Annotated in this window: 13 protein-coding genes; 1 reads left to right on the top strand and 12 read right to left on the bottom strand. The window is 52.7% G+C overall.

The window, feature by feature from the left end; all coding sequences use genetic code 11:
• Window positions 1-81: 81 nt before the first annotated feature.
• From ABV298_RS28225 to ABV298_RS28180, 10 genes are all read right to left on the bottom strand, one after another.
• Window positions 82-1,719, bottom strand: coding sequence for a DUF5597 domain-containing protein (locus ABV298_RS28225; protein WP_353719477.1), 1,638 nt, complete (start codon window positions 1,717-1,719; stop codon window positions 82-84).
• A gap of 553 nt (window positions 1,720-2,272) precedes the next feature.
• A complete protein-coding gene (locus ABV298_RS28220; RefSeq protein ID WP_353719476.1) occupies window positions 2,273-2,611 on the bottom strand; it encodes a hypothetical protein in 339 nt (112 codons plus the stop codon).
• Window positions 2,612-2,711: 100 nt separating this feature from the next.
• On the bottom strand, window positions 2,712-3,899 hold the full coding sequence (locus ABV298_RS28215; protein WP_353719475.1) for a glycosyl hydrolase family 28-related protein: 1,188 nt from the start codon (window positions 3,897-3,899) through the stop codon (window positions 2,712-2,714).
• 98 nt (window positions 3,900-3,997) lie between these two features.
• Complete coding sequence (locus tag ABV298_RS28210) at window positions 3,998-5,458, bottom strand: RagB/SusD family nutrient uptake outer membrane protein (protein WP_353719474.1); 1,461 nt, start codon at window positions 5,456-5,458, stop codon at window positions 3,998-4,000.
• A 17-nt stretch (window positions 5,459-5,475) separates the two neighbouring features.
• Window positions 5,476-7,311, bottom strand: coding sequence for a SusC/RagA family TonB-linked outer membrane protein (locus ABV298_RS28205; protein ID WP_353719473.1), 1,836 nt, complete (start codon window positions 7,309-7,311; stop codon window positions 5,476-5,478).
• On the bottom strand, window positions 7,217-8,560 hold the full coding sequence (locus ABV298_RS28200) for a SusC/RagA family TonB-linked outer membrane protein (RefSeq protein ID WP_353719472.1): 1,344 nt from the start codon (window positions 8,558-8,560) through the stop codon (window positions 7,217-7,219). Before ABV298_RS28200 ends, ABV298_RS28205 begins: the two co-directional genes overlap by 95 nt.
• A 66-nt stretch (window positions 8,561-8,626) precedes the next feature.
• Entirely contained in the window at window positions 8,627-10,153 is a 1,527-nt protein-coding gene (locus tag ABV298_RS28195; protein ID WP_353719471.1) for a PQQ-dependent sugar dehydrogenase, read from the bottom strand.
• Window positions 10,150-10,503: a hypothetical protein gene (locus ABV298_RS28190; protein WP_353719470.1), complete on the bottom strand. Its 354-nt coding sequence runs from the start codon at window positions 10,501-10,503 to the stop codon at window positions 10,150-10,152. Before ABV298_RS28190 ends, ABV298_RS28195 begins: the two co-directional genes overlap by 4 nt.
• 41 nt (window positions 10,504-10,544) lie before the next feature.
• Window positions 10,545-11,210, bottom strand: a complete 666-nt coding sequence (locus tag ABV298_RS28185; RefSeq protein WP_353719469.1) for a hypothetical protein — start codon at window positions 11,208-11,210, stop codon at window positions 10,545-10,547.
• Window positions 11,211-11,276: 66 nt separating this feature from the next.
• Window positions 11,277-11,813 carry a hypothetical protein gene (locus ABV298_RS28180; protein WP_353719468.1) on the bottom strand — a complete coding sequence of 179 codons (537 nt, stop codon included), beginning with the start codon at window positions 11,811-11,813 and terminating at the stop codon, window positions 11,277-11,279.
• Between the two features lie 113 nt (window positions 11,814-11,926).
• Here ABV298_RS28180 and ABV298_RS28175 point away from each other — a divergent pair, with 113 nt between their 5' ends.
• Window positions 11,927-12,304, top strand: coding sequence for a hypothetical protein (locus ABV298_RS28175; RefSeq protein WP_353719467.1), 378 nt, complete (start codon window positions 11,927-11,929; stop codon window positions 12,302-12,304).
• Here ABV298_RS28175 and ABV298_RS28170 read toward each other — a convergent pair.
• Window positions 12,297-13,475 (bottom strand): Nramp family divalent metal transporter, encoded by a 1,179-nt coding sequence (locus ABV298_RS28170; RefSeq protein WP_353723265.1) that lies wholly within the window; start codon window positions 13,473-13,475, stop codon window positions 12,297-12,299. The two genes, ABV298_RS28175 and ABV298_RS28170, sit on opposite strands and share 8 nt — an antisense overlap.
• A gap of 243 nt (window positions 13,476-13,718) precedes the next feature.
• On the bottom strand, window positions 13,719-14,567 hold the full coding sequence (locus ABV298_RS28165; protein WP_353719466.1) for a substrate-binding domain-containing protein: 849 nt from the start codon (window positions 14,565-14,567) through the stop codon (window positions 13,719-13,721).
• Window positions 14,568-14,588: the final 21 nt, after the last annotated feature.

Raw genomic sequence — 14,588 nt, 5'->3', positions numbered from 1 at the left:
AATATATGATTTTTTCAATATAACATTTAAACAATTGCCCCGGAAACACAAATGCCAGGCTTCGAGGCCTGGCATCCGGTGCTACTGTTCAAAATTAGGCTTGGTATTATATTGATCCGACTGCAAGCCCCGCAGCTTCACTTTCAGGATTACGCCGTCGGGCGTGAGCGTCGAATGATACACCTCATCACCGTTCCAGATCCTTCGTCGTTTCCAGGTGCCCTGCTCGAAAGTCCCTTCTTCCACGTAAATGAACTCCGAGGCCGAGTAACCCGAGCCCAGCCTTGGCCGAAACTGGAATTTGGCGTCGAAGCCCATCAGGTAAAACTCGTCTGGTCCGGTTTCCCCCACCAGCACGCGGCCGGTGGGCTCCTTAATAGTTTTGTACGATGGGAATCCGAATGTAACCAGCAAATCGTAGTTCGAAAAATGCAACAGCTTCTCCCCCAGCCCTTCCTCCTCGACGGCCGCCTTCAATTTGCCGGTCCCTTGCAGTGAAGTAATCAAAGGAATGGCAGGTTGAAGCAACCTGTAATTGGAAGCAATGGCCGCGAACTTTTCGTCGAGCTTTGTCTTGTCGCGCTGGTCATGCGGATCGCCATGAAACGGGTCGACACCATATGGCGCTACGCCAATCGCGTTGTAATCCCCGATCGCATAAAAATGAAACCGTGCGAAGAGCATTCCCTTACCGGTTTCGGGCACGAGCAATGCGTTGTCCGGGCGTGCATATTTTTCACATAAATCCCGGAACTGCACGTAATTACGGTTATAAATATCCACCGCCAGCAAGTCGATGTCAGGCGCCACCGCCTTGTAGACGTCGATCATATTCGAAGTAGGCCCGCCGCTCGGATGCTCGCCCGCTCGTTCGAAGCGGTTCTCGCGCAGCCAGGCGTTCACGTACATGGGAAGCGGGTATTGCTTCTTGCCTTCCGCGGCGACGTGATCGATGTACTGCGCCATATAGTAGGCGGAGAATGTCTCCGGCGCATCGAAACCGAATACCTGCTGCCAGGTGCCGGGTTTCTTTTTCAATGCCGAAAGCAGTTTCGCCGGCACCTGGCCATTGAAGAGCCTTGTTGCTTCCGGCGAATAATCCCGGTCGGTCCCCAGCGATCCCGGTTCGTTCTCGACCTGCATCATAATTACCGTGCGATGTGCTTCGTCGATCTCCCGGATATGTGCCATAACCGCCGCAAACGCTTTCGCATCGGCATTCCGGTTATTTTCGGAAATTGTCGCCTGTACCTGTATCGGTTGTCCGCCCGCGTTCAGCATGCGGGGATATTGCTTAGTATTTTCCTTCATCCAGACGGGAATATACTGTGAGCTGCCGTTTTTAAACGACGCGAACCACAGCAGCACCAGCCGGATGTTCTCCCGTCTGGCGTCGAGAATGAGCTTGTCCAGATCGGCGAAGTCATATTTTCCCTGCTCTTTTTCAATGTTTTCCCAGTAAACAGGTACTTCAAGCGTGTTGCAATGCAGCTCTTTCAATTGAGGCCAGGTCTTGTCGAGGATATCGGGCCACCCGCTCGAATTCCACATCTGCGCGCCCAGGATCAGAAAAGGTTTGCCATCGACTATCAGCGTATGCCGGCCATTTTTAGAAACAAGCGCCGGGATGGGTTTCGGGTTATGCTGGCTAAATGAGGGAAGTTGCGTGGACAGTATCAGGAAGCCCGCCAGCAGTACATTCAGGTATTGCTTTATCATATTCAGGTTTAGAAATGGGAAATTGAATATGAAGCAATTAATAACCTGCTGCAAACAAATAACTTAAAAAATTTCCGCAATGCGTTCCGCAAAGGTTTGCGGAACGCATTGCGGAAATTGGCATTTTACATTTTAAGGCAGACATAGAGCCACCGAGGCATCGATCGGCTCGATCTCATTCTCCGGATTACTCACATCCAACTGACGAATCATCTGAATTGTAAACACGCTCGTCCTCACATTATAAGGAACGGTCTCGAATAGCACATCAAACAAGAAATCAATTGCGTACCATAGCGATCGACCGTTTGCCCACGCCGCTTCTACCCGTATGATATAGGACGTTGATGAATCGCCAGGATAGGCTTCTTCAAGCGTGATACTGTCCAAGGCCTGTCGAGCTCAGCACACCTCTTACAGAATGGCTCCAAAGCTTTAATTAATTCTGCTCTATCCATGCTAGTATTCCGTTATGATTTGACAATAAACTCAGCAAATTTTTCATATCCTCTTCCGCCACATGGCCACAAGGCATATATCTGGCCTTTTCATTTCATGCATCGAAAAGCAACCCGTTGGCTTTTGCAAGCTCAGGGTGTAACGCTTTCCCCTCCTCGAATTTGACCTTTAATCCGCTAAAAACCAGAATATTAATCAAATTATGTGTTTTTACGGCGCTCCGGATATCCTTTATGCCTTGAAGCGAAGGCCCACCACCCTCGTCGAATAGATTAGGGATTCCGAATCGTTCGGATATCTTCGCTTTCAGGGTAAGCTCGGCACTGTAACCGGCGAGATAAAATGCTCCGTCAAACATCTTTTCGTTATAAAGGACGATAGCCTCTTGAAGTCTTTGCCTGGCTATGGCGCGCATGGACTGAGGATTGATCATAATTCATGTGGTATAGCGTTCGGCACAAACCAACCATTTTTTTCTCAGAAAGTAAAGAGATAATCGAAAATATAACCATAGTTACTAAGCTGATTATCTTTTACTTACCACCACCTACATGAATGTCATTCATTAATACTCTTCCTAATTCCGCATCCTTCGAATCCAAAAACAAATCCCCCTTCAACCCCGGATGCGAAACCGACACATTCCGTATTTCCAGTTCGCCGACGGTCATGTTTTCATCGAACCGGAAAGTCGGGGCGGGGTAACGGTGTTCTTCCCTCCTGATATTTTCAATGAGTAGCCGGTCGATTTCCGAGTTTTTGAAAGTAATCGGCGCATAGGATGCGTGCAGGTTGGGATGTTCCGATCGGGAGTAAACGTTCGTGCCTTCGACGCCGGAAATTTTCACGTTGGAGAAATAGCCCTTTTTATCGAACAAACTATAAAAAAGAACGGAGGCGGCAGCCGTGTTGCCCTTGACATTCCCGATCGAAATGTTGGAAACACGCGTGTGCCCGAATGTATAGAACGCAACCGCCTTCAACGCGGGAATGGAGTCGTAAATGTTTTCCGGAAAAATGTTGCGGACGGTGATATTCCGGTAATCCCTCGGCGGGAACGGCGACATTTTCCCCTGAAAACTCGCCCCGCCCGACGCGAATGCGACGAGGTCGTCGTTGGTAAAGCCAGAAATGTTTTCAATAAGCACATTGTTCCCGCCTCCGGTTACACCGTCGCCATTGTGGTTCAATGCGCTGGTGAATCGGGCATCACGGAAAGGATTTTGCTGGAAACGGATATCGTGGACATACACGCTGTCGCATTCCATGTAGGCGATGCCCCAGCTACGGGTGCTATCGATTTGCAGTTTTCCCACTTCCAGGTTTTTGACCTTGTAAAAAAAGAAACCGAAGCAGAAATCCGAATTCCCGACTCTATCGCGGATGGTGCGGGTCTGCGTCCAGGCGTTGCCATTCCACTTCCCGCCGAATATTTTGATGTTCTCGTTTCCGTTCACGATGTCCCTGTTACGAAGCAGGTACTGGTTCGACGACTTCTTCAATTCAATGTGGGCCTTCGAATCGGCGATCAGCGTAAAGTTGGAGGGAATAAGCAATGGCGACGAGATTACGTAGTGCCCCGCCGGGATTTCCACACGGTTAGTACCTTTCTTAACCGCCTGGTCGATCGCTCTTTGCAGCGTTCGGCTATCGTCCTTCTGGCCACGAACCTGCACCGCGAAAAGGAATAAAAAAATGGCTAACAGATGCTGAAATTTCACGGATTAGGGTTGTGGATGAATGGGTATATAAATGTAAGGGTTTAGGTGGAGACTGTACGCAGCCGGCAGCGTGCCGGCCGCGTACGTCGGTTGCATGCTCAATATCCGTTGTTCTGTTTCAAACCGCTCGAAAGGTCTATCTGGGCCTGGGGAATCGGATATACTTTCATGAAATCCTTCGGCGCCAAGTTCACTACGACAGGCGTTTTGGCCGCATAATTGTAAAGACGTTCTTCTCGCGTCATTACGGACAGGTACTTGCCCGTGCGCACGAGGTCGAACCAGCGCTCATGCTCGTACGCGAGTTCCAGCTGGCGTTCGTCCAGGATCAGGTCCATAAAATCGGTGGTTTCGTTCCCTTTGTAGTTATGGCTGGCATTACCAAATGCGCGTTCGCGGATCTTGTTGAGCTGTACCAATGCATTCGCTTTGTCGCCCGACCTGAAAAGCGTTTCGGCGTACAACAAAATAACATCCGCGTATCGCAGCACAGGAATGTCGATGCCCGAAGCACCGTAGGAATGCTTTACAGCATATTTGCTCACATAAGGATAGTAGATCGGCTCCGCGTTGGGCTGCGCCGGCGAAGTCCACCACTCCTGCACGGTTGCCGCTTTGCGCTTATCCCCCGCTTCGTATTTTTTCATCAGGCTCCACGACGGCAGCGACGTTTCGGCACCACGGTCGGCGATACCCACGAGCCCTCCGTTCGGCGTGTAGGAGGTCGAAAGGCTTTGGCCATTGGTTCCGTCCACATACTTCACCGTGAAAATAACTTCGTCGTTATCTTCGGTTTCCAGCTTCCAAAGCGAGGCGAAATCGCTCACCAGTTTGTAATCCGGTTCGTTGATCACTTTTTCCAACTGATTTTTCGCGTTAGCCCAGTCCTGGCGGTATACATACACCTTTCCCAGCAATGCCATAGCCGCCCCCTTGCTCGCGCGCCCTGTGGCGATGGACTTCTTCGCCGGAAGCCTCGTGATTGCGTCGGTCAGGTCTTCGATGATTAATGAATAGATTTCCTCCTCCGTCGCCCTGGGCAATGCGGCGGCTTCGGGGATAGAGATTTTATCCACCACTTTGGGTACACCTCCGAAAATCCGCACGAGGTCGAAATAATAAAGTGCACGCATGAATTTCGCCTCGCCGATGTACTGATCTTTCTGGCCCGGGGTGTAGTTGACAGGTGTATCGATGTTGAGCAACACCGCGTTGGCACGGAAAATACCATTGTAAGTGGTGTTCCAGAATGCGGCTGTCAACGCATTATCGGCGTTTACGGTCAGGAAATCGACGTCGTTGGAGCCGGCGATGGTGGTATTGGCCGACATATAGAGGTTATCCGCCGGCACTTCCATCAGGAGGTAATCCGTTTGTCGGCGCGTTTGCAAACTATTGTAAACACCCAGGACAGCCTGGTTGATATCTGCCGCCGTTTTATAAAAATCGGACGGCGTCAGCACCGATTCCGGCGTGAGGTTCAATAGCTTGTCTTCACAGCTGGTCAGGCCCAATGCCATCAACAAGAGGCCGGTTTTAATATGTTTCGAGATTTTCATACCCTGATTTTCAAGTATTAGAAATTGAAATTGAGACCCAATGTGTACACGCGGTTAATCGGCGCTGCGCCATTGTTATAGCCTGGCTTGCTACCCGTTCCCGCGATTTCGCCACCCGTGTATCCCTCGGGATTATAACCGTGGAAGCCCTTTTTGGTAAACATGAACGGATTCGCGAGCGAAGCGTACACGCGCAGACCCGACAGATGCAGCTTTTGGGAAATGCCCGCAGGCACAGTATAGCCGAGGTTGATGTTCCGGACGGCCAGGAAAGAGGCGTCTTCGATGTACGCATCCGACGACGACTGGTACGTCAGCTTACTCAGCGAACTCGCAGGCACCATCCCGTTGCCCGGTTCGGCCTCCGACCACCATTGGGTTTCCACCAACGAGCGCCGCATGGCTCCAAGCAATGCGCCCTGGTAGTATTCATTCTCGAAGTTGTACATCTTCGCTCCTACCGACGCCTGCATCGCGATGCTCAGGTCGAACGCTTTGTAAGCAAAGTTGTTGATCAGACCGAAATAGGCCTTGGGCTGAAAATTACCCAGGATCACTTTATCGGCCGAGGTAATCTGGCCATCGCCGTTCACGTCCTGAAATTTAGGATTACCCGGCAACGAACCGGCCAAAACCGGCGAATTTTTCACGTCTTCCTCGTTTTGAAGCACACCGATGATCTTGTAGCCATAGTAAGAGAACATCGGCTGGCCGAGCCGCAATATCCATCCCATTCCGTAGGTATCCGTAGTAATGCGCTCCTGCACGCCACCCAGGTCCTCCACCTTGTTCACATTCCGGGCCATATTGAACGAAGTCTCCCATTTGAACTCGCCTACCAGGTTTTTGGTAGTCAATTCTATCTCAAACCCCTTGTTGCTCACGCTGCCGACGTTCGAGAGGGAACTGGTGAAACCGGTGATCGACGGGATCGATACGTTGTAAAGCAGCCCGCTCGTGCGTTTGTCGTAGTAATCGAGCACCAGGTTCACCCGGTTGCGGAACAGGCCCAGTTCCAATCCAAAATCGTAGCTTTTGGTTTTCTCCCAACTCAGGCTGTTGTTGCCGTAGGAGGTTTGCGTCTGCCCTTTGGTCAGTGTATTGTTGGGCGAATAATAGACGTCGCCTATCTGTCCCAGGTACTCGAAATCGCCGATGTTGAAGTTACCGGTGGTGCCATAGCTTGCGCGGAGTTTGAGCTCGCTTACCGGCCGTACGTTTTTCATGAAATCTTCCTGCGAAATGCGCCACGCCACGGAAGCCGACGGGAAATACCCCCATTTGTTATCCGGCCCGAACCGCGAACTCCCGTCCGTCCGGATCGAGGCGGAAAGCAGGTATTTGTCCTTAAATCCGTAATTCACCCGGCTGAAATAGGAAATCAAACCCCATTGCGATTTAGAAGAAGTTGTGGCCGAGGGGTTAATGATCGCGTTGTTGAGCGTGCGGATAATGTCATTGTTGAAAGAACCGTTCACTGCCGCCATCGAACTGCTGCTTGAATTGTATTTCTGGTAAGAAGCCCCGGCGATCGCGCTCACATTGTGTACGCCTCCGAAAGTGTTGGTGTAGCTCAAAACGTTCTCGTTCGCGATGCTGGTGGTGGAGCTCAGCGCCTGGGAACCCGAATTCAAACCGGTGCTGATCGCCCAGGAAGCCTGGAAACGATCGGTGGTATTGGACGCAACGTTTGTACTCAGTGACGAACGGAGGGAAAGCCCTTTGGCGAGGTTCAGGTTAATGAACGCTTCGCCCAGGTTATTGATCGTCGTGCCGTAGTAATGGCTGCCGTCGAGCGTCGCCATGGGGTTGGTCTGGCCGCTTACGACCGCCCCCCCAGTAGGAACGCGCATTGGGATAAGTGCCGTCGGGGTTCCGTACGGCCACGAAACTCGGGAACTTCACATAGTTATTGATATCGGTCGAAGCGAAGCGACGTTTGGAATAAGACGGGTTTAGCATAAAACCAAGGCTCACCACGGAATTCACCGTGACGTCCACGTTTGCACGCAGGCCGTAGTTTTTGTACCAGGTGTTTTTCAAAGTTCCCTGCTCGTCTTTCAATGTACCTGATACGTAATATCTTACGTGATCATTTCCACCACCTACCGAAAGGTTATAATTCTGGATTGCGGCGCTTTGCAATACGGCGTCTTCCCAAATCACATTGTTGCCGTTTTTCAAAACATCGCTTACCTGGTAGGCATTGGGGCGGCGTGCGTCGTTCCACACGGGAATGCCGGTATCGCCGCCGATCCACTTGTATTCGCGGTTCTGGTAACGCACGGCGTAATCGTAATACTCCTGACCGGTGATCCAGTCTTTATGTCCTTTTGCATTCGCTACCCCGGCGTAGGCATTGAAATTGAATCTGGCCTTACCCGATTTCCCCTTTTTGGTCGTAACGATGATTACCCCGCCCGCACCGCGCGAGCCGTAGATCGCGGCAGCCGAAGCGTCCTTCAATACCTCTATCGATTCGATATCGTTGGTACTCACGCTCCCCAGGCTACCGCCCGGAAACCCGTCGATTACGACGAGCGGGTCATTACCAGCGTCGATTGAGCTCGCTCCCCGGATGCGGATCAATGGCGCACTGCCCGGCGAGGTGTTGTTCTGCGTCACATTAACCCCCGCAAGCCGCCCCGCCAGCACGGATTCCGGCCGGCCCACAGGAATCTGATCCAGCACCGTATTCTCGACCTTGGCCACCGAGGCGGTTACGGAACTCTTTTTAACCGTCCCGTAACCTACCACCACCAGTTCGTCGAGTACCGTATTATCCTGCTGCATTACCACCCTGATCACAGATTGGTTGCCTACCGGCACTTCTACCTTTTTGTAGCCGATGAACGAGAATGTCAGGACATCCCCGGCCGACGCCGGTAACCTGAATTTTCCGTCCACATCGGTGGTAACCCCTTTGCTGGTGCCTTTAATCACGACACTCACGCCGGGCAGGCCAGCATTACCGACGCTGTCCACTACCGTCCCGGATACGTCGCCGGTGTCCTGGGCCTGTAACCGGCCCGACATACATAAGGCCAGCACCAGCATTATCGCCAGCAGAGGCCGTTTCAGGTAAAACTTCATTGTGATCATAGGGTATTTAGGTTTAAACAGATATACAATTGGTGCCGTGCACGTGCACGATTTGTGTCAAAAAGGCTATTTCCCTCTCATTTCAGCGACATCCTGAACCCGTACCGGGTCGAGATCCCGGTTGAACGTCTGCCGCACGTAAGTCCCGATCTCGGCGATCGACTCGTCGGCCAGAAAGCCCATTGCGGGCATATGCTGATCGAACTCTTCGCCGTTGACCCTGATTTTTCCCGAAAGGCCTTTCAGTATGATTTGCACGAACCGGGCTTTGTCCCTGACCTGCTCGGTGCCGTGCAGCGTCGGGAAGGTACCCGCCACGCCTTTTCCGTCGGGTTTATGGCAAGAGGCGCAGTACTGGCGGTACAGCAGGGCACCTCTCCCCGTCTCGCCGGAATCCGTTTCGCCTTTTGGGTTTTGAACGGCCAAATCGGCTTTCGTCCCTCGGGTAATGCGTAGAATACGGTCGTCTTCCGGTTTCGGGAAACCGCTGCCGGGGTTCCAGTCCCGGTTACTGGTGGAAACGTAAATGCTGCCGTCGGGCCCTACGCATACCGCGCGCAGGCGGCCGTAGGTACCGTCTATGGGAATGTGTTCCGAAACGATGCGCGTGCCCTCCGCATCGGGTTTCAGCACCCGTAAATCCGCCTCTTTCAATGTGGTGAGCAAAATAGCGCCTTTCCATTCAGGAAAATGTTTGCCTTTGTAAACGGCTATTCCTGCCGGGGCGATTGTCGGTGTCCATGACTTCACAGGGTCCGTCGCTTCCACCGAGTCGCGGAACGCTCTTTCGTTCGGCTGGTCACAAAAACCTTCCACTTTCGGCCAGCCGTAATTATGGCCTTTGCGAATAATGTTCAGTTCGTCTTCGACCGCGTCACCATGTTCGGAGCTGTACAAAATGCCGTTTGCACCGTAAGCAAGCCCCTGAATGTTCCTGTGCCCCCACGACCAGACGTAACTTCCCCTGATCGGGTTGTCGGCCGGGACGCTCCCGTCGAGGTTCATTCTCAACACCTTCCCGTTTAATGAGCCCTTATCCTGTGCATTCGTTATCGTAATTGCATCGCCGGTAGCAAACATCAGCTTCCGATCGGGCGAGATCACGATCCGGGAACCATTATGGCCGGTGTGCGCAGGGATTTCCAGCATTGTCAACGGGTTCGTCAGGCGCTCCCCGCGATACGTGAAGCGCACCAGCTTCGTGGTGATGACGGAATCTTTTTTGCAAGTGTAATCGACATACACGTAAGGGTTTCCGGCAAAATCCGGATGTAGCGCCATCCCCAGCAAGCCGAGCGACCGGTGGCGGTACACCTCTTCGATTTTGACCAGCAACTTGTTCTCCCCTGTCCGGGGATCGATCCTGCCTATGGTGCCGCTTTGCCCGGTATACCAAATCCAGTTGTCGGGCCCCCAAACGATTTCCCACGGCACATCCAGCCCGGAAGCGACTACGTGCACGTGCACGGGACTCCGCAAAGAATCGGGAACGGCGCGTCGGTGTACAACTGCCCTTTCCGTCGTCGTGAAAGCAACGACGATATATGCGGAAACCGCAGCCAGCCAGACCGGTGCAGAGCGGAAGAAATTCATCGGGACATTTCATTTTCAAGGAAACGGGCCACAAATGCGTCGTCGACCAGGTGCGGGTATGATTCGATTACACGCGTAATCTCCTCGTATTGACCGGGCGATAGTGTCTCCTTCGGGTTCAGCGTCCAGATTCCCTCCATCAGCCCCTGCCGGCGAAGCACCTCGTGCACTCCGGTAATACAACCATGGAAAGCATTCGCCGGATCAAAAATGGCCGCATTCATGTCCGTAACGGCGATATTGGTACTCAACATCGCGTCCGCATCCGCATAACCGGTTGCCAGCGTGTGTTTTACGGCCACGAGCAGTTCCACGGCCTTTTCCGTCCACACGGCCCAATGTCCCAGCAAACCGCCCACAAAGCGTTTCTCGACTGTCTTTCCCCCCTATTTCAAAACGGTAGGGGGGTCAGAAGGTCTGCAATGATGTTGTCGTCATTGCCTGTATAGAGGGCAATTTCCCCGGATCGGCTGGAATGCGCTACGGCCCGCACGACGTCGAGGGTTTGGTAGCGGTTAAATGCCGCCACTTTGATGGCGTACACATTCGGGATCTCCACGAATTGCTGCCAGAAATCGTAGCTGTAAACGCGCCCGCCGATGGCGGCCTGCAAGTAAAACCCGAACACCGGAATCGCCTCAGCTATTTTTTTTACATGGGTGATGATCTCCGATTCCGGCTGCGTTTTGAATGCCGCCATGCTCACCAGACCAAGGTCGTAACCGTACTTCACGGCGATTTCAGCTTCCCGCAATGCCTGTTCCGTCAAGCCGCAGATACCCGCTACTTTGATAAACGGCCTTTTCAGGGCGGCACGGCCTATTTCATCGGAAGCGACAGCCAGCACTTTCTCAAACAGGTTCACCTCCGGATCGCGGATCTCAAACTGTGTGGTATGCACGCCAATTGCGACCCCTCCCGCCCCGCTGGCCATGTAATAGCGCGTCAATCCGCGCTGTTTCCGCTCGTCGAGCTGCAACTCGCGCGTAAGCGCCAGCGGATGCGCCGGAATGACCGTCCCGGCGAACAACAGCTTTTTAACATCTTCTTTTAACATAACAAATCTATTCCCAATACATTAAAAACAATAACCAACCGCCCCCTCCTTCTTTCTCGTCCTCCATTAAAACTGCCCCTTTCGCTCCTGGAAATGCGTGGGCTTGTTGATCGTCTTTCCGCCTTGCAACAGCCATCGTGCGGTGATATCGATCATTTGTTTCAGGGTCGTGCGCGGATAACCAAACAGGCGGAACGATTCGGCCGCATTACTGAGCAGCGCTGTTGGCTGTTCCTCTCCCACGAACTGCGGTTCGGTATTGAATATACGCCCGAACTCCCCGGCCAGCCAGCGCAGCGAAACCGTTTCCGGGCCCGTTATGTTCAGTATCTTCGAAGGGGATGCGCAGTGCAGTAGCGAGCGGATCGCCATTTCGTTGGCGTCGCCCTGCCAGATCACGTTCACATGCCCCATCGTTACATCCAGCGGCTTGCCGGCCAGCACCGATTTCGCCACTTCCAGCAGCACACCGTATTTGAAGTCGATCGCATAATTCAGCCTGTACAGGAGGATCGGCGTGCCGTGAACCGATGAAAAATACTGGAACATACGCTCCCGGCCCAGACACGACTGCCCGTATTCTCCCACCGGATCGGCGCACATTTCCTCTGTGGCGCCCCCCCGACCCTACCGGCGTAAAAGGGTACACATTGCCGGTAGAATACACCACGATGCGCGATTTCCGGAATTTTTCCGCTACCCGTCCGGGCAGGTAAGTGTTCATTGCCCAGGTGTACGGCTCATTGCCGGAAGTGCCGAATTTTTGCCCTGCCAGGTACAGCACGTTTTCGACCTCGGGCAGGTTTTGCAGCTGTATGTCGTCGAGGATGTTGGCGACGATCGTTTCGATACCTTCCGCATTCAACTCCTCCGCAAGCCCTTCTTCGGTGAAACGCGACACGGCGATCACCCGCTTGTTGAGCCCGGCCAGCCCGACCGCCCGCATGGCGAGTTTGGCAATACTCGGGCCGATTTTCCCTCCGGCACCGAGAATCATAATGTCGCCCTCGATGCTTTTCATGTCCCCAATCAGCGCCTCCGACGGGCTAAGCCATTGTTCCTCAAAAGATTCGATACCGTTCATTGCTATTTAAAAAGGGGATTGTTAAAAAATAATTCTTTGACATTGACCAGGGCGAGGGCGAAAATGACGAGCAGCCCCAGCCCCGCCGAAATTTTCACAAAAGGCTTGTTGGCTCTTTCGCCCATAATCGACTTGTCATTGGCCACCAGGTACATTACCGTACCGATAAAGGGCACTACGAAAATTGTGACGCTCTGGGCAAAAACGATGAGTTCAAGCGGCAGTTTTCCGAAGCGGATCGCTACAAACGCTCCGATGACCATCACCGTCGCCACCAGATAGCGTACCTGTCTTGAGGAAAAGTTACTACCCATTCCCAGCGCGTCGCCAAGCAGCGTGCCGCCCACAGACGCATTTCCTATCACCGACGAAAACGCAGCCCCGAAAAGCCCTACCAGGAAAACGGCCGACGCATTGCTTCCAAACAGCGGTTCGAGCGCCCGGGCCATATCCGAGGCCGAGTTTACCTGTATTCCTTTCGGTTTCAGGATCGCCGCCGCGCACACGATGACGATCATACACATGACGCCCAGCAGGAGGATGCCCGTATTGCTGTCGTTCCGCCCTTTCCGGACCCCCGGGTTGATCCGGATACGCTCCTGGACCAGATACGACTGGTATAATGCGCCCACGATGGAGAAACAGGAAGCAGTGAATGCAATGATAAGGCCCAGCGATCCGTCGGGCACTTGCGGCGATACAAGCCCCCTGCCCATCTCCGCACCGTCGGGTTTTGCCCAAAACAGTGTCGTAATAAAGGAAAGCAGCATCAGAACGATCAGAAAGATCATCGTCTTTTCAAGAACCGAATAAAAGCTTCTGAAAAAAAGCAGGCAGATAGCGAGCGCATTGAAAAACAATATCCAAGGCACCGGCGACGTATGAAAAAGCTCGCCCGCCGCGATCCCGACCCCGACGGAGTTACCGGCCTGAAACGACGATGCCACCAGGAATACGCCGATGCCCATTGCTACGGCGGCGGGTTTGCCCCATTTCAAGCGGACGGTCGATAGCAACGACTGCTCGGTGGCAACGCCGATGCGTGTAGCCATACCCGTGAATACAGCCATGAAGAAAATGGCAACCACCACAAGCCAAAGCAAGGAATAGCCGTATATGGCCCCCATTTTTGAAGTGATTGTCATTTTGCTGGGACCAAAAACGAGGGCCGCAGTAATCATACCCGGGCCTAGCGATTTAATCCAGTTGAGCAAATTATTCTCTGATTTTTCCAAGGTAAAAAGGGTTTGGCTTTGAGTGTACTGAGGTTGACCGGCAATTGCGGGCACGTGCCCGTAAAGGTAGAAAAGAATTTTTGAATTCCACTTTTCAGCAAATTATATCCATAAAATTTTGTGAAAATTTTTAACGGCAGTCTATTTTACGCCACCTGCCATCATATACCATATATATGTGCGGGGCCGTCAGTTTTGGTAAAACTCATAGTTCTCCTTCGTCACAATGTCTATCGGCATGTAGTTCTGCCTCGTGACGGGCGCATTCACGACGAGTGTCTGGTAAAGCGCCATCATGCCGCGGTACCCCTGGTCGTCGGGGCGGTGGCAGATCAGGAAATCGATCACATTGTTTTCGAGGTAATCCACATTCTCCTTCACGAAATCGTAGCCGATCAGGGAAACATGCGTGCGGTGGCTGTTTTTGAGGAACGAAGCAACGGTATGCACACGGGAGTTGGTCACAAACGCGGCGCCGATGTCCTTGTTTAAATGAAAAACGTAGGTCAGGTGCCGTGCCACCGATTGATAATCGGTTTCGCGGATATCGATCCTCACGATTTCGTTCGGTTGGGCATTGTCGTTAAAATAGGCCCTGAAACCGTCCTCTATTTCGAGGTAATTGAAATTGTCGATTTCCTTCGAAATATTGATGATCAGCACTTTCTTTTCGGGTTCCAGCCGGTAAGTCAGCAGCTTCGCACCTACATACCCGCTCTTCCGCAGGTGCGGGCCTATGTAAGCGAGGCTATGCAAACCGGGAATATCCGAGTCGATGAAAACATACGGAATTTTGCGGCGGCCACACTCCGCCGCGAACGCCTTGGTTTCTTCGATAAATGAGGGAGAAATCAATATACCATGAAAATCTCCTTCGAAAACATGCCGGATCTGTTCCGCAAACGAATCCTTGTCGTTCAGATCGAAAAGGAAAACCTGCACCTGCACGCCATATTGCTTCATTTCGGCCTCCGCACGCCGGATCCCGTTCAGCGGCGCCGACCAGAAGTCCGTTTCTTCCGACACGTCGGGGATCAATGCGGCGAGGTTGATGATTTT

It is taken from the genome of Dyadobacter sp. 676, assembly GCF_040448675.1.
Taxonomy (GTDB): domain Bacteria; phylum Bacteroidota; class Bacteroidia; order Cytophagales; family Spirosomataceae; genus Dyadobacter.
Note: the sequence above shows the minus strand (reverse complement) of the source record. Positions and strands in the feature narration are given on the sequence as shown.

Coding starts and splice junctions, on each gene's coding strand:
- ABV298_RS28225 (WP_353719477.1), bottom strand. CDS start 1,719: ATGATAAAGCAATACCTGAATGTACTGCTGGCGGGCTTCCTGATACTG.
- ABV298_RS28220 (WP_353719476.1), bottom strand. CDS start 2,611: ATGATCAATCCTCAGTCCATGCGCGCCATAGCCAGGCAAAGACTTCAA.
- ABV298_RS28210 (WP_353719474.1), bottom strand. CDS start 5,458: ATGAAAATCTCGAAACATATTAAAACCGGCCTCTTGTTGATGGCATTG.
- ABV298_RS28205 (WP_353719473.1), bottom strand. CDS start 7,311: ATGCGCGTTCCTACTGGGGGGGCGGTCGTAAGCGGCCAGACCAACCCC.
- ABV298_RS28200 (WP_353719472.1), bottom strand. CDS start 8,560: ATGATCACAATGAAGTTTTACCTGAAACGGCCTCTGCTGGCGATAATG.
- ABV298_RS28195 (WP_353719471.1), bottom strand. CDS start 10,153: ATGAATTTCTTCCGCTCTGCACCGGTCTGGCTGGCTGCGGTTTCCGCA.
- ABV298_RS28185 (WP_353719469.1), bottom strand. CDS start 11,210: ATGTTAAAAGAAGATGTTAAAAAGCTGTTGTTCGCCGGGACGGTCATT.
- ABV298_RS28180 (WP_353719468.1), bottom strand. CDS start 11,813: ATGTGCGCCGATCCGGTGGGAGAATACGGGCAGTCGTGTCTGGGCCGG.
- ABV298_RS28170 (WP_353723265.1), bottom strand. CDS start 13,475: ATGATTACTGCGGCCCTCGTTTTTGGTCCCAGCAAAATGACAATCACT.